General features: G+C 36.6%; 20 protein-coding genes. 1 reads left to right on the top strand and 19 read right to left on the bottom strand.

All coding sequences use genetic code 11. The features are described from left to right. Positions 1 to 253 precede the first annotated feature (253 nt). The 17 genes from dnaI to AC0IXC_RS08825 all read right to left on the bottom strand — a co-directional run bounded on the left by dnaI (position 254) and on the right by AC0IXC_RS08825 (position 18,534). Entirely contained in the window at positions 254 to 1,192 is a 939-nt protein-coding gene (dnaI, locus tag AC0IXC_RS08905; RefSeq protein ID WP_002015473.1) for a primosomal protein DnaI, read from the bottom strand. 33 nt (positions 1,193 to 1,225) lie between these two features. Next, positions 1,226 to 2,632 carry a replication initiation and membrane attachment family protein gene (locus tag AC0IXC_RS08900; protein ID WP_471652834.1) on the bottom strand — a complete coding sequence of 469 codons (1,407 nt, stop codon included), beginning with the start codon at positions 2,630 to 2,632 and terminating at the stop codon, positions 1,226 to 1,228. 145 nt (positions 2,633 to 2,777) lie between these two features. Next, on the bottom strand, positions 2,778 to 3,239 hold the full coding sequence (gene nrdR / locus AC0IXC_RS08895) for a transcriptional regulator NrdR (protein ID WP_001203686.1): 462 nt from the start codon (positions 3,237 to 3,239) through the stop codon (positions 2,778 to 2,780). A 196-nt stretch (positions 3,240 to 3,435) separates the two neighbouring features. Next, entirely contained in the window at positions 3,436 to 3,819 is a 384-nt protein-coding gene (speD, locus tag AC0IXC_RS08890; protein ID WP_002003660.1) for an adenosylmethionine decarboxylase, read from the bottom strand. Between the two features lie 385 nt (positions 3,820 to 4,204). After that, a complete protein-coding gene (locus AC0IXC_RS08885) occupies positions 4,205 to 5,233 on the bottom strand; it encodes a glyceraldehyde-3-phosphate dehydrogenase (RefSeq protein WP_033709483.1) in 1,029 nt (342 codons plus the stop codon). Between the two features lie 109 nt (positions 5,234 to 5,342). Continuing rightward, entirely contained in the window at positions 5,343 to 5,945 is a 603-nt protein-coding gene (gene coaE / locus AC0IXC_RS08880; RefSeq protein WP_002034278.1) for a dephospho-CoA kinase, read from the bottom strand. Between the two features lie 53 nt (positions 5,946 to 5,998). Then, entirely contained in the window at positions 5,999 to 6,631 is a 633-nt protein-coding gene (gene ytaF / locus AC0IXC_RS08875; RefSeq protein ID WP_002034279.1) for a sporulation membrane protein YtaF, read from the bottom strand. Positions 6,632 to 6,703: 72 nt separating this feature from the next. Continuing rightward, positions 6,704 to 7,534 carry a DNA-formamidopyrimidine glycosylase gene (gene mutM / locus AC0IXC_RS08870; protein ID WP_471652833.1) on the bottom strand — a complete coding sequence of 277 codons (831 nt, stop codon included), beginning with the start codon at positions 7,532 to 7,534 and terminating at the stop codon, positions 6,704 to 6,706. Positions 7,535 to 7,546: 12 nt separating this feature from the next. Beyond that, positions 7,547 to 10,180, bottom strand: coding sequence for a DNA polymerase I (gene polA, locus AC0IXC_RS08865; protein ID WP_471652832.1), 2,634 nt, complete (start codon positions 10,178 to 10,180; stop codon positions 7,547 to 7,549). A gap of 284 nt (positions 10,181 to 10,464) precedes the next feature. Continuing rightward, on the bottom strand, positions 10,465 to 12,228 hold the full coding sequence (gene phoR, locus AC0IXC_RS08860) for a sensory box histidine kinase PhoR (protein ID WP_002167588.1): 1,764 nt from the start codon (positions 12,226 to 12,228) through the stop codon (positions 10,465 to 10,467). Beyond that, a complete protein-coding gene (gene phoP, locus AC0IXC_RS08855) occupies positions 12,221 to 12,940 on the bottom strand; it encodes a two-component system response regulator PhoP (protein WP_002015484.1) in 720 nt (239 codons plus the stop codon). Before phoP ends, phoR begins: the two co-directional genes overlap by 8 nt. 164 nt (positions 12,941 to 13,104) lie before the next feature. Continuing rightward, a complete protein-coding gene (locus AC0IXC_RS08850) occupies positions 13,105 to 13,341 on the bottom strand; it encodes a hypothetical protein (RefSeq protein ID WP_002034283.1) in 237 nt (78 codons plus the stop codon). 95 nt (positions 13,342 to 13,436) lie between these two features. Then, a complete protein-coding gene (locus AC0IXC_RS08845) occupies positions 13,437 to 13,910 on the bottom strand; it encodes a MaoC/PaaZ C-terminal domain-containing protein (protein WP_002015489.1) in 474 nt (157 codons plus the stop codon). 216 nt (positions 13,911 to 14,126) lie between these two features. Further along, complete coding sequence (mdh, locus tag AC0IXC_RS08840; RefSeq protein ID WP_002034284.1) at positions 14,127 to 15,065, bottom strand: malate dehydrogenase; 939 nt, start codon at positions 15,063 to 15,065, stop codon at positions 14,127 to 14,129. Positions 15,066 to 15,084: 19 nt separating this feature from the next. Beyond that, the gene (icd, locus tag AC0IXC_RS08835; protein ID WP_002088934.1) at positions 15,085 to 16,377 is read right to left on the bottom strand and encodes an NADP-dependent isocitrate dehydrogenase; all 1,293 of its coding nucleotides are present in this window, start codon (positions 16,375 to 16,377) and stop codon (positions 15,085 to 15,087) included. Between the two features lie 160 nt (positions 16,378 to 16,537). Continuing rightward, the gene (gene citZ, locus AC0IXC_RS08830) at positions 16,538 to 17,686 is read right to left on the bottom strand and encodes a citrate synthase (RefSeq protein WP_002015492.1); all 1,149 of its coding nucleotides are present in this window, start codon (positions 17,684 to 17,686) and stop codon (positions 16,538 to 16,540) included. Between the two features lie 386 nt (positions 17,687 to 18,072). Continuing rightward, positions 18,073 to 18,534, bottom strand: coding sequence for a DUF441 domain-containing protein (locus AC0IXC_RS08825; RefSeq protein ID WP_000625507.1), 462 nt, complete (start codon positions 18,532 to 18,534; stop codon positions 18,073 to 18,075). Between the two features lie 420 nt (positions 18,535 to 18,954). On the opposite strand from AC0IXC_RS08825, the gene ytvI reads away from it, so the two are divergent. Beyond that, positions 18,955 to 20,073 (top strand): sporulation integral membrane protein YtvI, encoded by a 1,119-nt coding sequence (ytvI, locus tag AC0IXC_RS08820; RefSeq protein ID WP_002143350.1) that lies wholly within the window; start codon positions 18,955 to 18,957, stop codon positions 20,071 to 20,073. A 474-nt stretch (positions 20,074 to 20,547) separates the two neighbouring features. On the opposite strand, the gene AC0IXC_RS08815 is transcribed toward ytvI, so the two are convergent. Next, positions 20,548 to 20,937, bottom strand: a complete 390-nt coding sequence (locus tag AC0IXC_RS08815; RefSeq protein ID WP_471652831.1) for an FxsA family protein — start codon at positions 20,935 to 20,937, stop codon at positions 20,548 to 20,550. A 231-nt stretch (positions 20,938 to 21,168) separates the two neighbouring features. Next, entirely contained in the window at positions 21,169 to 22,926 is a 1,758-nt protein-coding gene (gene pyk / locus AC0IXC_RS08810) for a pyruvate kinase (protein WP_002015497.1), read from the bottom strand. Positions 22,927 to 22,931 lie beyond the last annotated feature (5 nt).

Raw genomic sequence — 22,931 nt, 5'->3', positions numbered from 1 at the left:
CTAATTTTATATATATTAAGGGAGGGAGAAAAAAATGATACAAGCTACTCTGAAAAAATGATTAAAATAAAGTGAAACTTTAATCAGTGGAGGTTTTGTCCATCGTTCACTGATTATTAGCCCGCACCAATCGGGCTTTTACGGGCAGCAGGGCTCCCACCTAACTTCTTTGCTTTACAGCCGAATTTTGAGGTGGGAGTCTTACTGCCCGCCAATAGCGGGATAAAAAAGAGCAAGCTTCTCAGCTCGCTCTTTACTTATTACGACGATTCTTCCCGCCAATTGGGATTGGCTTCGCTAAATATTTAATTCGTTCCATAATACGGGCCGCTTTCATCTCTTCTGCTTCACCGCGCTGTGTATACGTTAAATGATGTTCCAACTGTTTGAAATCAAAGTTAGATGTAAAGAACGTCGGTAAGTTTTCCAACATACGGAATTGCAAGATTGCACCGAGTACATCATCACGTACAAAACTTGACATCGCTTCTGCCCCGATATCATCTAACATTAATACTTGTACACGTTTGACAGCATCAATCTTTCCGCTAATCGAATTATCTTGAATCGAACTTTTGATTTCACGTAAAAATTCAGGGAAGTATACGAGCATCGAACTAATTTTCTTTCGCGCAAGTTCATTTGCAATTGCCCCTAAAAGATATGTTTTCCCTACACCAAATTTACCGTACAAATATAAACCTTGTGCTTTTTTACCTGGTTCATATGTGTTTAAAAATTCATTCGTTGCACCTATTGCATCAATACGTGCATCTAAATCTGAAGGGTCTAAATTTTCCATAGTTGCCTGCAAAATGTCAACTGGCATATATACACTTTGAACGAGTTTTTCATATTTTTTTCTCTCATCATATGCTACTTTTCTAATACAACGATCGTATTGAATATCAATCATCTTACCTTGAATGACGAGCTTCGGCTCATATCCTTGTAGCATATTTTTACATGACCCTAAATCTGGACAATCCGCACACCCTACACTTTGTCCAATATATTCATATAACTTCACAAGACTTCGTTCAATCATAGAAGTCGTTACTTCACCTTTATGTTCGTCTATAAATTCTTTCACACGAGGGTGCGCCATCACTTCTGCCTTTAAGACTTCATATCTATTTTTAAAGTTTTTATTTTCCATTAATTTCGTAAATGAATTTTGAATATGCTCCATTTTCTCACCTCAAAGAGCGTTCATTTTCTTTTATTAATCACGCTTATATTTTTTCAATACTTCTTCTAATCGTTTCCGTTCATCTTCTAACGTACTTGCATCTTTTTTCGCACTTACGTCATTTTTCACAGGTTCTTTCTCTTCTTCTTTCGACTCTTCTTTAAGCCAATCTGGTACCATTTCTTTTCGCACTGTTTTCTTCGCTGTACGACCTTTTTTCTTCGTCTCAGCCCACTCTTGATATTGACGATTCTCTTCTTTCGCTAGCGCCATCGCCTCGCCTACTGTACCGACCTTTTTTCGCGCCCAATGTCCAGCAATCTTCTCGACATACGTTTTAGCAAGCTTCATATCTGAGCGTAGCATAACGTAATAAATAAGTACATTCACAACCCCTGGCGTTAACTTTTGATTTATCATTACATCCTCAACGATTTGCAAGTCCGCTTTCGTCGCCTCTGCACCGCCTGAAATCTCTTTCAATAGTTGTTTTGGCGAGATTTCCTCTAACTGTTTCATTAGCATCTCTTCTTGCGTAGATGGCTCTTTCTCTTTCATTGTACGAGCAGCATGAGGTTGCACTCTTTCACTTAATACAGGTAACGCTTGACCATTTTCGAATTGATACCAATCGCGTGCTCCCTTCCGAAGCCTTTCGATATCAATTGTTTGCACTTCTGTCACTGCGCCAAGAACGATATTTTGCATCGATAACACATCCACACCGTACACATAAGCGAGTGTAATAACACATTCTCTCACTTGATCTGTAATCGCCTTTTTAGGAACAAGGGCTGATAGTCCGTCTACAAATAAAGAGAAATCAAAGAAATCGTTCCAAACTTTCGGAGCATCCCCATTCTCGTTACTTGGCATAATTGTCGTTTTCGGGATACGCAGTTCTTCTTGCGCATATTCAAACTGACCTGGGTTAAACGAATCAAATATATCGTTGAAGGAGCGCGTAACATTTTCATAAGAAGCAAAATCGAATTCTTCTTCTAAGAAATATTGCTTTACTTGGTTGTATTTTGTCCGACTCAAGCGATTATATAAAAAGATACTTAAAACAATATCATCAAAAAACTGCTTCGGAGATAAAGGTGGTTGCAATTCATATATAAACATCCGAATATCTTTTTCTTTCTTAATATATACATTTAAAAGACCAATCGCTTCTAACTTTACTCGTTCCCCATATATTTCAGGAAGTTGCATTTGCATAGTCACCATAAGGGAGTGATGTGTATTCTCTTTTCCAAACACACGATCTTGCTCTAACTCTCCCCATAGTGTCATGTATACGCTAAAAGCTCTACTACCTATTAACGGCTGATACAACATCGTTAATACTTTCCGGTCGTAATTATGTAACAACCCTTTCGCACTTACTTTATAACGATCAATCGGCAATAGCTCCATCCATGACTGTTTTTCCATTCTTGCTTTTCCTTTCTCTCATCCAATCTAGCCTACATTTCACTCGTTCTATCTTTATTATATAATTTATTAGCGAAAAAGAGCTATTAGCTTCCGCTTCTAGCTCTCTTATCTCGTTTACTTACAGTATATAAAGAGATTCCTTCTACTCTCTCTCTTTTTGCAGTATATCTTTTAATTCTTCAATAAATACATTTAAATCTTTAAATTGACGATACACAGAAGCAAAACGTACGTAAGCAACATCATCAATATCACGAAGTTCTTCCATAACAATTTCACCAATCATATCACTTTTCACTTCTGATATACCTAAGTTACGAAGTTCACGCTCCACACTTTGTGTTACTTCCTCTAACTGCCTTAAAGATACAGGTCTTTTTTCACACGCTTTAATTAAACCGCGTAAAATTTTCTCTTTATTAAACTCTTCTCGTGTTCCTTCTTTTTTAACAACGATAAGAGGTGATTCTTCTACTCTTTCAAATGTCGTAAAGCGACTTAAACAACTTTCACACTCTCTTCTTCTTCGAATAGAGCGCCCCTCGTCTACCGGACGCGAATCTAACACTCTTGTTCCATTATGAAAACAGGATGGACAACGCAATTCATTCACTCCTTTACACTATAATCTTTATTCTTTCGCTACTCACCTACATGTGAAAATATATATACAATATTATATAACTCATTCTTCTATAATGACCACTCTAAGTTATTACATATCGTGATCCTATTTTATATAAACTAAAAAAGAGGTGCATTATACACCTCTTTACATTTTAAATCAATTATGTTCTTTTTTAAAGAGCTTTTGTTTCTCTCTGCTTAATTTCGAAGCTACCAGTGCCTCGAGGAAGCTCGATGCTCTCACGCGTTTTCGCGTTTAAACCTTCTGCAATATATTCTGCAGCAACATTTGGATCAATACGATCCCCACAAGTATAAACATCAATACTTGCGTAACCGTGCTCCGGAAAGCTATGAATTGTTAAATGTGATTCCGAGATAATTACTACTCCACTTACACCTTGTGGTGCAAATTTATGAAAAGCAACCTCACGTACTTCAGCACCAGCTCTTAGTGCTGCATCCACAAATAATTGTTCAATATACGGCATGTCATTAAGCTTGTCGAAATCGCAATCCCAAAGTTCAGCAATCACGTGACGACCCATCGTATCCATAGTATCCATTCTACAGTTCCCCCTTGTAAATTTATTCTAACTGTTCGAATTGAAAACTAATTTGCAATTTGGCTTGCTCCACTACCACGGGGGAAAGTTAGTCCAGAGAGGTCCTAACCCTTTAAGTAGTGACTACGTACCTCAGCTCTTAAGTTTACGAGTGTTAGTATACTTTGTTTATTTTCATTTTGCAACAACAGTTTTTTCGATTTTCTGTCATATTTTCCTCTTTACTTTTCCCTAAAAAAAATTAATGATTCACGAATACAGTAATCCCAACGTTTCGTGGTATGTCCACTATTTAAAAATATACTTATATAATTTTTTTCCTTTTCAGAAAAAAATAAAAAAGAGGGCAAATTTTCACTTGCCCTCTCTCGTTCACTTAAATATGTTGCACATTTTTTTGTTTCGCTAATTCATCAACAACTAACGTTACAAGATCTACAACACGACGAGAGTAGCCCCACTCGTTATCATACCAAGCAAGTACTTTCACTTTACGATCACCCATTACCATTGTAGACAAACCATCAATAATAGCTGAGTGTGTATTTGTATTAAAATCGATAGACACTAAAGGCTCTTCGCAGAATTCTACAATTCCTTTTAATGCACCGTTTGCAACAGTTTTGAACGCTTCATTAATATCTTCAACTGTTACATCACGTTTTACGTCTACTACTAAATCAACAAGAGACACGTTTGGTGTTGGTACACGAAGGGCCATACCATGAAGTTTTCCGTTTAAGTGTGGAAGAACTTTTGCTAGCGCTTTTGCAGCACCCGTCGTTGTTGGAATGATAGACTGTCCGCAAGCACGCGCTCTTCTTAAATCTTTATGTGGGTTATCAATATTTTTTTGGTCATTTGTATAAGCATGAACAGTTGTCATTAAACCGTTTTCAATTCCGAACTGCTCATCTAACACCTTTACAACAGGCGCTAAACAGTTTGTTGTACAAGATGCATTTGAAATAACAGTATGCTTTGTAATATCTAATTGGTCTTCGTTCACACCAACTACGATTGTTATATCTTCATTTTTACCAGGTGCTGTTAAAATAACTTTTTTCGCTCCAGCTTCAACATGAAGAATTGCTTTTTCTTTCGAGTTAAATTTACCAGTTGCTTCAATTACAACTTCAACACCTAGATCTTTCCAAGGCAACTCCTTTGGATCGCGGTTGTTTAAAAGGCGAATCATTTTCCCATCAACTAGTAAGTGATCTTCAAATGCTTCCACTGTTCCGTCAAACTTTCCATGAACTGTATCATATTTAATTAAATGCGCTAACGTTTCTGATGGATAGCTTGCATTTATTGCTACAATTTTGAATGCGCTTTCTTTTATTGCTTGACGAAATACCATTCTCCCGATACGTCCAAATCCATTAATTGCCACACGAGTCATAATATGTTATCCCCCTTGAATGCGTTATACTATTTATCTCCAATCCCAATAATAGTATAACACAAAAAGGAGATATGTCACTAAGCATTTTCATTAATTTCACAATTTTTTAATCAATAATGTTCCATTCTTTCAAAATAGAGGCTAATTGTGTTTTCGTTCCAGTAATTGTGCCATCATTATAAATTACTTCATCTGCCTTCTTTACTTTTTCTTCTAATGGCATTTGAGATTGAATACGAGCCTTTGCTTCTTCTTCTGAAAAGTTATTTCGTTTCATTAAACGTTCCAATTGCGTATTCGGTGTGACTGCTACAACTAAAACACGATCAACGAGATTTGTTAATTTACTTTCAAACAAAAGAGGGATATCTAACACAACCGCTTGCATATCTTCTTTTATGTACATCTCCTTTTGTGCATTCATTTCTTCACGCACTGCAGGATGAACAATTTCGTTTAACTGCAATCGTTTTTCTTCATTATAAAAAACGACACTCCCAAGCTTTGGTCGATCAAGCTCTCCATCTTTTTGTAACACTTCCGTTCCGAACACCTCTACAATTTTGTTATATGCCGGTTTTCCTCGTTCTACAACTTCTCGCGCAATAATATCTGCATCAATAACCGGTATACTCATTTCACGAAACATTTCTGATACCGTACTTTTTCCGCTTGCAATGCCTCCTGTTAATCCAATTACTACTGTCATAATAATCCTCCTCACAATATTAAAGGCGCGAAACTAATGTTCCACGCCCATACTTACATTTTCCAAATTCCAATAATAATGAGTAATACCCCAGGCAGGAATGTAAATTTTTGTAACCATTTCATATTTGATAAAATCGTACCGAGCTTCATTCCAATAAATAAAAATAAAGAACTCATAACCGCGACTAATACCGCCATCATCGCGGGTGCATAACCTAATAAAGATGCACCAATTCCAGCACCAAACGAATCTATAGAAAGAGCGATACCGAGAAGTAACGCTTCTCCTGCAGAGATAGTTCCTGATTTATCAAAATCCGCAACTGTCGGCTTCCGCAAAATTTGAATCACTAGCCCGAGTGAAGCAATTTCTAATTTCCAAACCTTCTCCTCTTGCTTCGGTTCTTCTTTTTTATCACTTCGAAAAAATTGGTATAATACCCAAATTCCAATTCCAATAAGAACAAGCCCACCGATACGCGTTGCGATAACAGGTGAAAATATTTTCGCGATCATATGTCCAATTCCCATGGAAACGAGCATTACAGCTGCTGAACAGATCCCGATAATTATAATTGACCTTAGTGGAATTCTTACGCTTCTTAAACCATATGTTAGCCCTACACTACAGCTATCTAAGCTTAATGTAAAAGCTAATAAAATAAGAGATAAATAAAGGTACATCGGTAAGCTCCTCCCTTATACATAGCCCTGCTGTATGTATATGACAAATGCCTATCCGATGTTATCTCTTTTCTATATTCTCGGCTGACAAATCGGGCAGTAATGCGTTCCTCTTCCGCCAACAACTGTTTTCTCTAATATCGTACCGCAAGTAACACACGGTTCTCCTTTTTTCCCATATACATTTAGAAGTTCTTGGAACGAACCAATTTGTCCTTGTGAATTAATATACGTTCTAATTGTACTTCCGCCTCGCTTAACAGCTTCGCCCAGCGTTGTAACAATCGCCTCGTAAATTCTTTCTACTTCTTCTTTTGTTAAAGATGCAGCTTCTCGTTCTGGGTGAATTTGAGAACGGAATAACACTTCATCTACATATATATTTCCAAGCCCTACTAAAAGACGCTGATCTAATAATACGACTTTTATTTTACGATTTGTTTTTTCCAATCTTTCTTGTAAATACTGCGGTGTCAATTCAGCATCAAATGGCTCCGGGCCTAAGTCAGCAAGAGGCATTTGATTCAACTCTTCACCTTTCTTAAAGAGATGCATCGTACCAAACTTTCTCACATCTTTATAATGTAATTCAGTTCCATCTGTAAATAAGAAACGGACGTGCGTATGTTTATCAATCGGCTCATCCTCTTGATGAAGTAAAAACTTACCTTCCATGCGCAAATGTGAAACAATTACATAGTTCGTTACATACAAAAGTAAAAACTTACCTCTTCGCTTTATATTTTCAATTGTCTCGCCTCTTAGCATTTCTTTAAAAATTTCTGCATCATCCGGTCGTTTTACTATTTTGGGATAAGTAATAACGACATCTTCAATCGTTTTTCCTGTTACAAGATTTTCAAGCGTCCGTCTAACGTTTTCAACCTCTGGTAATTCCGGCATTTCATCACGTCCTTATTTCGCATCGTACCAAGTTGGACCGTAAGAATAATCAACTTTCAATGGAACGGCTAGTTCAATTGCATGCTCCATTACTTCAGGTACAAGCTTCTCTAATTTTTCAATTTCTTCTTTTGGTGCTTCAAATATCAATTCATCGTGTACTTGCAGAAGAAGACGTGCTTGTAATCCTTCTTCTTCTAGACGATCTGCCATAATAATCATCGCTTTTTTAATAATATCAGCCGCACTACCTTGAATTGGTGTATTCATAGCTGTACGCTCAGCAAAGCTACGTAAATTGAAATTACGACTCGTAATTTCCGGAATATAACGGCGACGATTTAATAATGTAACCACATATCCTTTTTGTTTCGCATCTTTTACGATTTCATCCATGTATTCTTGTACACCAGGGAAACTTTCTAAATACTTTTCAATAAATTCCGCTGCTGCTTTTCTTGTAATTCCTAAGTTTTGCGAAAGACCATAATCACTAATACCATACACAATTCCGAAGTTAACAGCTTTTGCTTGTCGTCTCATGTTAGATGTTACTTCATCTTTCCCAACACCAAATACATCCATAGCTGTTTTCGTATGAATATCCATGTCATGTTGGAACGCTTCAACTAACCCTGGATCATTTGCAATGTGAGCAAGCACACGAAGTTCGATTTGTGAATAATCAGCCGCGTACATGATCCATCCTTCTTCTGATGGAACGAATGCCTGACGAATCTTTCTTCCTTCTTCTAAGCGAATCGGGATATTTTGTAAGTTCGGATCTGTTGAACTTAATCGACCTGTTTGCGTTAACACTTGATTAAAACGAGTATGGATTTTAGATGAATCTTCATGTACAACTTTCAATAAACCTTCAATGTAAGTTGAATTTAGCTTTCCTAATTGACGGTAATGTAAAATATTTGGAATAATTTCATGACGATCCATAAGTTTATCTAATACATCCGCCGACGTAGAATAACCTGTTTTCGTCTTTTTAATAACTGGTAAGTTTAAATTCTCAAACAGAATAACCCCAAGTTGCTTCGGTGAATTAATATTAAATTCTGTTCCCGCAAGCTTATAAATTTCCTGTTCCATTTCCTTTAATCTACCTGCAAGTTCTTCTCCCATATTACGAAGACGCTCCGTATCAACTTTTACACCTTTCACTTCCATATCAGCTAATACACGTGCAAGTGGTAATTCTAATTCCGTAAATAATTCATATTGCTCGTTCTTTTTTAATTCTTCTAAGAACGTTTGCTTTACATCATATAATACATGCACTTTACGAGCTACATGCTCCGCTACTACCTCTAGCTCCGGAACAGCACGCTTCGCACCTTTCCCGTAAACTTCTTCGTCAGATTTTACGGCATGCGTTTCTTTCATTTTCGCTACAGTACGGAAATCTTTATCTGTATCGGCTGGATCAAGTAAATAAGCGGCAATTAATAAATCAAAGTCAATCCCTTGAATATCTACACCTTTCCACTTGAGAGCAACGATAGCACGCTTCGCATCAAATGTATGTTTTCTCATTTCTCCATTTGCAAGCCACTCTTTAAAAGCATCCGATTTAAGAGCAACATCGGCTGGAATAAAGTAACAACCATTTTCATTTTGAATACCAAAACCTTGAATATCGGCTTTATGATAATTATCTTCTTGCACTTCAACAATAAGCGCACTATCTTGCTGAAGCATTTCTTCTGCAACTTCTTCTACAATATCAAATGTAATATCATCTAATTCAGCTGGAGCCGTTTCCTCCGGCGTAACACCTAACTTATTTAAAAGGGATGTAAATCCTAAATTCTCGAACATTGGAATCAAATTGCTTGGTTCATACCCTTTATATTCCATATCATCTACATGCACAGTAATCGGTGCATCTGTAATAATAGTCGCAAGTTCTTTACTCATAAGAGCTTGTTCTTTATTCGCTTCTAACTTTTCTTTTAATTTCTTTCCACTCACTTGATCTAAGTTTTCATATACTGCTTCTACCGTTTCAAATTGCGTTAATAATTTAATTGCTGTCTTCTCACCAACACCTGGTACACCTGGAATGTTATCCGATTGGTCTCCCATTAAACCTTTCATATCGATAATTTGCTTTGGTGATAAGCTATATTTCTCAAATAAAGCTTCTTTCGTATATTCATCTACTTCCGTAATCCCTTTGCGAGGAATACATACGAGTGTATTATCTGAAACAAGTTGCAGTAAATCTTTATCTCCTGAAATAACTTTAACATGAAACCCTTGCTCACTCGCTTCTTTCGCTAACGTTCCCATAATGTCATCCGCTTCATAATTTTCCAGCTCATAACGCGGTACATTGAATGCATCAAGCACCTCACGAATAAACGGGAATTGCTCTGATAACTCAGGTGGAGTCTTTTGACGCCCTCCCTTGTAATCACTATACGTTTTATGACGGAATGTTGTTTTCCCCGCATCAAACGCCACAAGCATATGCGTCGGTTTTTCTTCCTCTAGTATCCTCATTAACATCATTGTAAAACCATAAATTGCGTTCGTATGTATACCTTTGTCGTTATTTAAAAGCGGTAGTGCAAAGAAAGCACGATACGCGATATTATTACCATCTACTAATACGACTTTTTTTTCCAAACTACAAACCTCCCCATACATATTTGAAACAATTTTTTCCACAGAAAAAAACCGTTCCTGTCCTCTCTCTATATTAACATGACTAATAGAGAGAAGAAAAATAACGGTTTTTTTCTATCATATATAAACAGACTTACATTGGCATAAAGGGAAGTGACGAGAATAGCATAACTACTCTCGTCCAAAATTACTCCTTGGATGAAGGGGTTTTCATATATTATATTAACAGAGCTTTATTAATATTTAATTAAGCCATTGTTAATATATTGTAAATATCCTTCATCCTATTTTTCAGTAGCTGATTTTGGTAAAACAACTGTAAATGTTGTTCCTTCCCCAACCTCACTATCCACCGTAATCGTACCTTGATGCGCTTCAACTAAATGTTTTACAATTGATAAACCAAGACCCGTTCCACCCGTATTTCTACTTCTTGCTTTATCCACTCGGTAAAAGCGTTCAAAAATACGTGGGATTTCCTCTTTACTAATACCAATTCCAGTATCAGATACTTTTATATAAGCATTATATTTATCTTCTGCCAATTCAACAGAAACAACGCCTCCAGCCGGTGTATATACAATCGCGTTATTAATTAAATTAATAAAGATTTGTTTCAAGCGGCCTGGATCTCCAATAACGGAAACTCGTTTCAATGCATTCACTTGTAAAGAGATTTCTTTTTCTCCCGCTTTATTATCAAGCACCATATGAATATCTTCAAGAAGTTCCTTCATATCAACGGTCCCCATATTTAGTTTAAACCCTTGTTGCTCGATCTTTGACAAGTCTAATAAATCTTCAATTAATCCTTGCATGCGTTCACTTTCTTTTAAAATAATATGTAAGAAATGTTCGCAGAATTTTTTATTATCCATAGCCCCATCCAAGAGCGTTTCGGAAAAACCTTTAATAGAAGTAATTGGCGTCTTTAGTTCATGAGAAACATTCGCTAAAAAGTCTTTTCTCATTTGTTCTAATTTCTTTAACTCTGTTATGTCATGGAACACAAGAACAATACCTTTCCATTCATGGTTCGTCCCAATAATTGGCGCTCCATATACTTCAAAATGCTTTCGCTCAATTCCAAGCGGCAATAACATTTGTTTACGCACTTTCACTTCTGTCATAAAGATTTCTTCCACAAGCTCAATAATTTCTGTATGATGAAACGATTCATAATATAAGCGATCTAAATATTCTTCATCTGTTACGTGGAAAGTTTCCTTATAAGAACGGTTTACAAGGTTTATATAACCGCGGCTATCAATTAAAATCATTCCACTTCCCATATTTTCAATTAACGTATGCAGACGATCCTGTTGCATTTCCTGCTCAAGAGTCATCTCTTGTAAATTACGAGCTAAAATATTAATCGCTTTACTCAGCATCCCTGTTTCATCCGAATGACTTTCATAAGCGCGTGCTTTATAATTTCCCTTCGCTAATTCAATGGCAACTTTCGTAACCGATTCAATCGGCCTAATATATTGCCCCGTAATTTTCATACCTAAAAATACGACTACGAGACAAGCGATAACAAATCCTATAATTAATAATCCCCACGTTTTTTGATGTACGTCTTTCAATGGCTCAATTGTACTTTTCACCAAAATATATCCTTGTTTTCCTGCTAGATCTTGAACGAACACCGCATGATAAAATTCATTCTTTTGATCTGTTTCTTGCGTAATCACTTTACTTCGTTGTTTTGCTGCTTCAGAAGAAAGTTCTTTAATCATCTCTTGATTAAATGCAGATGGTTGCCCTCCGCTATATTGAACTTTCTTTTTTTCATCAACAAATATAATAGAAGCTGGTATTTTTTCTTCTAACTTTTCAAATACATAAGGCTTTTTTAAAACAGCATCAAACCCTTGCTCTTCTGCTAATACCGCAACGTACTGTGTCTCTTTTATCATTCTCTCTTTAGCATGATCTATATAGTAGTTTTCAAATACAGTTTCTAATAATACACCTAGTCCAACTAAAATAAAAACGATAAGAGAAACAAATGTAAAAAGAAGCCTGGAACGAAACTTATTCATCCACTTTTGGCTCCTCTAATTTATAACCTAAACCACGTATCGTTTTAATGTACGTCGGTTTTTTCGTATTTTGTTCAATTTTATCGCGCAAATGGCTAATATGGACATCAACAATTCTTGTATCACCGGCAAAATCATAATTCCATACAGCACTTAATAATTGGTCACGAGTTAATACACGACTTTTATTTTTCGCAAGATAAACAAGTAACTCAAATTCTTTCGGTGTTAATTCCAGTTTCCTTCCTTGGAAGTACGCTTCATAAAACTCCGGTAAAATTTTAAGCTCTGCAATTTTGATGCTCTCTTCATCTGGCGATTCTGAAACTTGTTCTTCCTGCTGTAATTTCGTACGGCGCAAAATCGCCTTCACACGAGCAACAACTTCCCTTGGACTAAATGGCTTCGTCATATAATCATCAGCCCCAAGCTCAAGACCTAGCACCTTATCAAATTCATCATCTTTTGCTGTTAACATTAAAATCGGCGTCATAATACGCTGCAATCGTAATTCTTTACAAACTTCCATACCATCCATTTTTGGAAGCATTAAATCTAATATAATTAAATCTGGGCGTTCTGTAGTCGCTTTTTGAAGCGCCATTTCTCCATCCATTGCTGTAATAACTTCAAACCCAGCTTGTTGTAAATTAAATTCAATTAAAGTTAAGATAAATTCCTCATCATCAACTACTAAAATACGATTGTTCATTCTTTTCCTCCAAGTTATAGACTTGAAACCTTCTTCATCCTAGTATTTTCCCCGTTATTCTCATCATACTAGAAAACAAGGTCTCCCTCAATATAATTGTCTATTCATGGAGCTCGTTTGTACTAGAGTTTCGGAAAATAAAAGCAATCGTAACTTCATTCCCTCTATCCGGTCGCTATCCAAACTTTATAGATGAATCTATCTTTTTTAAACTCTTTTTCCGTATGAACTATAAACTCTCGATTTTGCGCTAGGAAAAACGAAAGAGCATACGCTATTTTATAATCTGGTGTTTCATATCCATCAAATACTTTCCCGTACATTTCATTCGCGATTGAATCGGCCCATACTTCAGCTTCTCTTATCGTTTCAAAAATAATGTCTTCCCTCTCCCATTTCACAGTTATATCACCCTTTCCAAACAAAAAGTAGCGCTAGCATACCCTTAATAAGAATATGACTAACGCTACTTTTATATCATTCTAACTTTCATTTTTTAAAAATTATCTAATGCTTTTTCCATAATGGAAACAGATTTAAAAGGTGGTGTTACTGTTAATGAACCTTTTACAACAGTTTCTCCTTTTTCATCATGAGCAAATACAAGCATATCAATTGTATGTTCCTCCTCTGAAACAGCCACAACTTCAAAGTGGATTTGTAACGTTTCATAATGGTGAACATGTTTCACGAACGTAAGGTCCTTCCTAGTAATATGACTACCTGGACCTGGTAAATATTTCGTAACCGCCGTTGTAATCAGTCCCGTTAGCATAATGCTTGGGACAATCGGCTTTTCATACGGAGTTTGGGATGCGTAATCATGCTGAATATATAATGGATTGGCATCATTCGTTAACCCTAAGTACAATAACAAATCTTTATCCTCAATTTTTTCAGTGATAGATAATTTCTCTCCTACTGTAATTTCATCCATTCTACGACCAATTTGAACTTTTTTCTTTAACATGTTACAACCCCCTCCGATTTTTTCACCTTATTATCCTACTAAAAGCGATACCTTATCCGAAATTTACTGTGATGAGGGCAATGTATAGTATAAGTCTATAGTTTCATTATAGGATACACCAAATGATAGCGTTTTCATATTATTTCAAAAAAACATTTCAATATATAGTAGAAAAAGATTCGGGGCCCCGAATCTTTTTCCACTTATATTTAATTATTAAACAAGAACTTTCATAACGTTACGTACAGATTCTACAGAGCGATCTAACGCTTCTTTCTCATCTGCAAGAAGTTCTAATTCAATAATTTTTTCAATTCCGTTACCACCTAGAATTACTGGTACCCCTAAGTAAAGGTCACTATAACCATATTCACCTTCAAGGTACGCAATAGCTGGTAATACACGGCGTTGATCTTTCAAGATCGCTTCTGTCATTTCAACTAAAGAAGCTGCTGGCGCGTAATATGCACTACCGTTTCCTAATAAGCCTACAATCTCACCGCCACCTTTACGTGTACGTTCTACGATTGCTTCTAAACGCTCTTTTGGAATTAATGTTTCTAACGGAATGCCACCTGCATAGGAATAGCGTACAAGAGGTACCATATCGTCACCATGTCCACCAAGAACAAATCCTGTAATGTCTTTCACAGAAAGGTTTAACTCTTGTGAAATAAATGTACGGAAACGAGCTGTATCTAATACGCCCGATTGACCGATAACACGCTCTTTCGGGAATCCTGCTTCTTTAAATACAGAATATGTCATTGCATCAACTGGATTTGTTAATACAAGAATAATCGCATTTGGTGAATGTTTTGCAATGTCGCGCGTAATACTTTTCATAATTTTAGAGTTTGTTGCTACTAAGTCATCACGGCTCATACCAGGCTTACGCGCAATACCTGCTGTAATAACGACAACGTCAGAATCAGCAGTATCTGCGTAATCAGATGTACCAATAATGTTAGCATCAAAACCTTGTACTGGGCTCGCTTCTAACATATCTAACGCTTTCCCTTTTGTTGGATTTTCCAGCTGTGGAATGTCCACTAATACAACATCTGCAAGTTCTTTTTGTGCTAATAAGAATGCTGTTGTTGCTCCTGTAAATCCTGCACCGATGACTGAAACTTTCTTGCGTTTGATTGTCATAATTTACCCCCCGCTTTAATTATGCGTTTTTGATTATCGCTACATCCATGTTTTTAATAAGTTCATTAGCGAACTCAGAACATTTCACTTCTGTTGCACCTTCCATTAAGCGTGCGAAATCATAAGTTACTACTTTTGATTCAATTGTTTTCTCAACTGAATCAGTTACTAAATTCGCAGCTTCGTTCCATCCTAAGTGCTCTAATAATAATACACCTGAAAGAAGAACTGAAGATGGGTTTACTTTATCTAAACCTGCATATTTTGGAGCTGTACCATGTGTAGCTTCAAAGATAGCATGTCCAGTCACATAGTTAATGTTTGCACCAGGTGCAATACCAATTCCACCTACTTGTGCAGCAAGTGCATCAGAGATGTAGTCTCCGTTTAAGTTCATTGTTGCAACAACATCAAACTCACGTGGACGAGTTAAAATTTGTTGTAAGAAGATGTCTGCAATAGAATCTTTTACGATGATTTTCCCAGCCACTTCTGCGTCTGCCATCGCTTTATTCGCTGCATCTTTTCCATCTTTTTCAACAATGCGATCATATTCAGCCCAAGTAAATACTTTGTCGCCAAATTCTTGTTCCGCTACTTCGTAACCCCAGTTTTTGAAAGCACCTTCTGTAAATTTCATAATGTTTCCTTTATGAACTAATGTAACAGAAGAGCGTTTTTCGTTAATTGCATATTGAATTGCAGCGCGAACAAGACGCTTTGTCCCTTCCTCTGAAATTGGTTTAATACCAATCCCTGATGTTTCTGGGAAGCGGATTTTATTAACACCCATTGCTTCTTTTAAGAAAGCAAGAACTTTTTCTGCTTCTGGAGAACCTTGTGCATATTCAATTCCAGCGTAAATGTCTTCTGTATTTTCACGGAAAATAACCATATCAGTATCTTCCGGACGTTTTACAGGTGAAGGAACACCTTCAAAGTAACGAACTGGACGTAGACATACATATAAATCTAATTCTTGACGAAGCGCAACGTTTAGAGAACGAATACCACCACCAACTGGAGTTGTAAGTGGACCTTTAATTGCGATTAAATATTCACGAATTAAATTTAAAGTCTCTTCTGGTAACCACTCGCCTGTTTGGTTGAATGCTTTTTCCCCTGCAAGCACTTCTTTCCAAACGATTTTCTTCTCACCATCATAAGCTTTTTCAACTGCTGCTTCTATTACGCGAGATGCTGCAGCCCAAATATCAGGACCAATTCCATCTCCTTCGATAAATGGAATAATCGGATTGTTTGGTACATTCATAACACCATTAGTTACAGTAATTTTTTCACCTGTCGTCAATGTGATAACCCCCATGTTTGAAATTTCATATGTATGAAACTGAGGGAATAACCCCTCAGTTCAAACCGTTATTCAAATTTAAATATTCTAATCATTATATCTTCCCAAAAAAATCAGACTTTTGAAAGCGTATTTTCACTATCAAAATAGTGTTTTTCGCTTATCGTTGCGCTAGCGGAACGTACACTTGATGTGTCGGTCCATCATAATCAGCACGCGGACGGATTAAACGGTTGTTTTCATATTGTTCTAGAATATGAGCTAACCAGCCTGACATACGGCTAATTGCAAAGATAGGTGTAAATAAGTCATGGTCAATTCCTAAACAATGGTATACAGAAGCTGAATAGAAATCAACATTTGGTGGAAGACCTTTTTCTTTTGTTACAATGTCTTCAATTTTGATAGACATATTATACCATTTGTCTTCTCCTAAAAGCACGCATAATCTCTTAGACATTTCGCGTAAGTGTTTCGCGCGTGGATCACCATGCTCATATACGCGATGACCAAATCCCATAATTTTCACTTTATTTTGAAGAGCATTATGAATATATGATTCTACATTTTCTTCTTCGCCAATTTCAGTTAACATCTTCATTACATTTTCATTTGCCCCGCCGTGAAGAGGACCTTTTAATGCACCGATTGCTGCTGTAATACCAGAATACACATCTGAAAGTGTAGCTACGCAAACACGTGCAGTAAATGTAGAAGCGTTTAACTCATGATCGGCATGAAGTACAAGTGCCTTATCAAAAGCCTCAATTTCAACTTCATTTGGCTCACGATCATTTAACATGTACAAGAAGTTTGCAGCTAATGATAGATCTTTTCTTGGCTCAACAACATCTAACCCTTTACGAATTCTTGCATAAGCCGCAATTAAAGTTCCGACTTGAGCCTGTAATTTAACCGCTTTCAAATAATTAGACTTTCCATCCATTATTTCAGCGCTCTCATCATATAATGATAGCATGGAAATCGCAGTTCGTAAAACCGACATCGGGTGCGCGATTTTTAAATCTACTTGTTTCAAATATGTTAAAATCTCACCTGGTACTTTATAGTATTCAGATACTGTTCCACTAAATTCCGCTAGTTCTTTTTCATTAGGAAGCTTGCGGTGCCATAATAAGTACACTACTTCTTCGAACGTAGCATTCTCAGCTAAATCATCAATATTATACCCAACATAAGTTAATGTATCATCAATAATAGAGCTCACAGATGATGTTGTTGCTACTACCCCTTCTAAACCTCGAATAACAGTCATGACATTCTCTCCTTTTCCTGAAAATTCTCCCAACCTTGCTCCTTATATCTATTTGCTCCCCTTATAAATTATGAACGCTCGTTCACTCTTTAGGCAAGCAAAATGCACGTTCATGCAAATTTATTGCGATGTTCCCCTCTTATTGTCCATTACTTACATGGAAAGCATGAGCGTGAATGTCTCCCCGAATCCTCACGCTCAGAACAACAAGTTAGTGAGGAAAATAAATTCCGAAGAGTTTATGATAAAAACAACATAAAACAATATCATTATAAAATTGTTTTATGTTGTTTTTATTTTATCTGGTGTAAAGTCTCTGCTGTTATGTAACTTTTCAAAGTTTCTAATCCTATTATAAACAATTATCTGACTTTTGTGAACAGAAAGAATTCAAAAATTTTATATTACTATAAAATTCCTTATTTAAACATCTGTATAATACTCATAACTGCGTAGGCAATTCCAGCCCCAATTAATGGACCTACAGCGACTCCATTAAATAAAGCTACAGCTATAATTGTCCCAAAAACAAGTGCGGTTGTAATATGTGGGTCCGTCGTCAATAATTGTACGCCGCCTTTCGCTAACAAAGCGACCGCCACACCTGAGGCTAAAGCAATCCATGCATAATACGATTTCGCTGCTTCTCCGAGTTGTTTAAAGCCTATTTCCCCTGTCGCAATCGGTACGAGCACTGCTATTGTAATGACTGTTACACCAAGGTTAATCCCTTTCGTTTGTAGATAAGGAAAGACTTTATCTCCTAAAAACGTAAATTTCAATAAGAATAACACTCCAATAGCTACAGTAAGCGATTGGTTTTTAGCAATAAGTCCTATAATAAGTAGTATGAATAAAAATAACGTTGACTGACTAATCATGTTTGCACTTCCTTTCTGAAAATAATGAACTCGCTTCCAAACAAAAATACCTTTAAACCTATCGTTATACATGCTATATCGATGTATATGCAACAATAACCACTTCATTTTTTTCATATTTTAAAATGACAAACTGAAACTCTAACCATCAAAAATTTAAGCATGTATACATTTTTAAAAACGGTCGTCTCTCCTTTCTTTTCTATTAAGAAACAGGTAAAATAAAAAGAAGAGAAAATGAAGTTTTTACCATATAGTAGAAGCATCAACACCAAGCTTTTCCGGTCACTCATATATTGAAAAAGCAGGAAAAATCCATCATTCCACTATAACATAAAGTGAAACTTTGATCAGTGAATCTCACTAGTTATAAGTTGAACGAATTAGGATAATCCAAATTGGAATGGGAGGTATACATCTTTGAACCGAAACTTACTATATATGATATTACGACTCATGTTTGTCATTGTAGCAACAGTAGTTGGGTTCTATGCATTGCTGTACATGTCAGGCCTTATCTACCCTTTTATTATCGCTTTTGCATTCGCTTATTTGATTAATCCTGTCGTCAATTTCCTTAATCAAAAACTACAATTCCCTCGCGCATTAGCGGTACTCGTTAGCTTAATTCTCGTATTCGGAGCTATCGTTGGACTTGTTACATACCTTGTAACTGAAGCAATATCTGCCACAACGTACTTACTACAAATTGTTACAGTTAAGTTTCCAGATATCGTTGCATTCGCCCAACAATTTGCACTTAATCATATTATGCCTCTCTATGATGATTTAATCTCTAAATTTAATCATCTCGGAGAACCACAGCGATACACTATTACACAAAACATTCAAAACTTAGGCACCGAAGCAACGACACAAATGAAAGAACTTTTAACCGCCATTATAAGTGGGTTAACAAATTTCATTAGTGCATTACCAACAACTTTAACTGTCCTTGTCTTCGTCTTATTAGCCACCTTCTTCATTAGTTACGATTGGCACCGTCTTGCTCATAAAGTAAGAAAACTTCTACCTAATCGTTTGCATGGATACGGAAAAACTATTTTTGTCGATTTAAGAAAAGCTTTGTTTGGTTTTGTTAAAGCGCAACTTACACTCGTATCTATGACAACTATCATTGTACTAATCGGCCTTTTAATATTACGCGTGCCATACGCAATTACTATCGCGATTATTACAGGGGTTGTCGATTTACTCCCGTATTTAGGAACTGGAGCCGTCTTCGTTCCTTGGGTTATATACGTATTTTTCACAGGTGATACTGCATTCGCCATCGGTCTTCTCATCCTATACATCGTCGTGATTGTCCAAAGACAAATCATGGAGCCAAAAGTACTTTCATCTAATATTGGACTAGATCCATTAGCGACACTCATCGCTCTATTTGTCGGCTTTAAGCTCTTTGGTTTTTTAGGATTAATCATCGGTCCAGTCATATTAGTACTACTTAATACATTACACAAAGCTCATGTATTCCACGACTTATGGAAATTCATTAAGGGTTCGCCATCAAAATAATATTTCCTAATTCATACACAATAAAAAATTAACTGTAATCAGTGGGAAATTCCCACTGATTATTCACTGTACTTTTTTGTACTACCTACATCTATAAGAGAATTTCCTAAAAAAGGATAATCCTCTTATTTTTTTGCATAAAAACGCATATTTTAGGACAAAAATACATTTTTATTCTATATATTTTATAATTATTACTTACATCTATTACTTTTTATGTAAATGAATAAATATACAAAACAAGGCAGATGAACCCTTTAATCAGTAATTTTTCTTTTCCTGTCTAACTTCTGCTCACTAGTCGAATCTTACTACAAGCAAAAAACATCATCCTAACGTAACACTTTTCATTCACAAGAACCCTCTGCATCCTATCGTTTAATAACTAACAAAAATCCAACCCGATCAGGAAGCTAACAATTGACTATAAGTGGCAAATAAAAAAATAACGCGTAGATCGCTATAATCTACGCGTTATTTCTGAATAATAATAGTAGTTCTCTTTCTAAATTTCCAATCAATCCACTTCATAACAGCCGGCTTCAATAAAGCCCTCGTTATAGGAACAACAAAGATAAAACCTATTATATCCGTCACATATCCAGGCAGTACTAAAAGAATACCTCCTACGAATATAAAAATACCATCTAGAACCGCATCACCCGGCATTTCTCCTCTATTTAGCCTAAATTGAATCTCTCTAAGTACTTTAAACCCTTGTCGTTTCGCCAAATATACACCCACAATACCCGTAAATACAATCATAGCGAACGTAGACCATAAACCTATTACATGACTCGACCCTATTAACACCGTAATCTCAATCGCCGGCACTAAAATAAGTAAGAACAGTAACCACTTCATAGCTCACACTCCTTCATATTTCATTTAAAAGGCTTGAAAGTATCACCCTTCCAAAACCCTTTATAAGCCCATTAAAACGCTCATACAAGCTTCACAAGGGACAAACAACCCTCTCCCACTAAACATTATAATAAACGTTTTTCAAAGCGATTTCAGGCATTTAAAGCTATCTCTATCCTTTTTTGTGTAAAAAAAAGAGAAGGACTCCGATCCTTCTCTCCGTATTACTTCTTATAGCACTTCCGCATGTCCATTATAAACAATTCCGCGTGCTGCATCAACTGTTACTTCTTGGCCATTTTTTAAAGTTGTTGTTACGCCGTTTACACCAACGATAACAGGAATACCGATTGATACACCTACAACAGCTGCATGGCTTGTTAGACCGCCTTCTTCTACAACTAGAGCAGCAGCTTTTTCAATTGCAGGAATCATATCTTTATCTGTGCTTGTTGTAACAAGGATATCACCTTTGTTTACGTTCGCTACAGCTTCAGCAGCTGTTTTCGCTACAACTACTTTACCTTTTGCAGATTTACGACCGATTCCTTGCCCTTTAGCAACTTTTTCACCAACAACGTGGATTTTCATTAAGTTTGTTGTACCAGTTTCAGCAACTGGAACACCAGCAGTGATTACTACAGTATCTCCAAGTCCGATTAGACCCGCATCCATACCTGTTTGAATTGCTGTATCTAACATTTCGTCAGTAGAAGCTGCACGTTTCTCAGACATAAATGCTTGAACACCCCAAACAAGTGCAAGACGACGTCCTACTTGCTCGTCAGATGTTACAGCTACGATTGGAGATTTCGGACGGTATTTAGAGATCATTTTCGCAGTATGTCCACTTTCTGTTGGAGCTACGATTGCAGCTACATCAAGAGCAAGTGCTGTGTGCGCAACAGATTGGCTAATTGCATCTGTAATTGTTGGCGTGAACTCTTTAATACGTTTTTTGAACATATCTTCATATTGTAATGATTTTTCAACACGTACCGCAATGTTAGCCATCATTGTTACAGCTTCTACAGGGTATTGACCCGCAGCAGTTTCACCTGAAAGCATGATTGCATCTGTTCCATCGAAGATTGCGTTTGCTACGTCACTTGCTTCCGCACGAGTTGGACGTGGGTTACGTTGCATAGAATCTAACATTTGTGTTGCAGTAATAACTGGTTTGCCTAATACGTTACATTTTTTGATTAGACGTTTTTGTACTAATGGTACTTCTTCTGGTGGAATTTCTACACCCATATCACCACGAGCAACCATTAAACCGTCAGAAACTTCTAAGATTGAATCGATGTTGTCGATACCTTCTTGGTTTTCGATTTTTGGTACGATTTGGATGTATTGAGCGTTATGCCCTTCTAATAATTCACGAATTTCTAATACGTCAGATGCTTTACGTACGAAAGATGCTGCGATGAAATCAACTTTTTGCTCGATACCGAAAACGATATCTTGCACGTCTTTTTCAGTGATACCAGGAAGCTTAATGCTTACGTTTGGTACGTTAACACCTTTTTTATTTTTTACAGTTCCGCTGTTTAATACTTTTGTACGGATGTTTCCGTCAGCTTTCTCGATTACTTCTAGTTCGATAAGACCGTCATCGATTAGAATACGAGAGCCTGGATCAACATCATCATAAAGGCCAGCATAAGATACAGAGAACTTCTCTGCAGTTCCTAATACTTGTTCAGTAGAAAGAATTACTTCTGCACCTGTTACAAGCTCAGCTTGTCCGTCTACGAAGTCATGTGTACGGATTTCTGGACCTTTTGTATCAAGTAAGATACCAACTGTTTTACCAGTTTTCTTTGAAGCTTCACGAATATTTTTAATACGAGCTCCATGCTCTTCATGGCTACCATGAGAGAAGTTTAAACGAGCAACGTTCATACCCGCTTCCATTAATTGTTCTAATTTCTCAATACTTTCACTAGCAGGACCTATAGTACATACAATTTTAGTTTTACGCATATTGC

Source organism: Bacillus sp. AC266, assembly GCF_979253805.1.
This window is presented reverse-complemented; position numbering and strand designations above follow the sequence as displayed.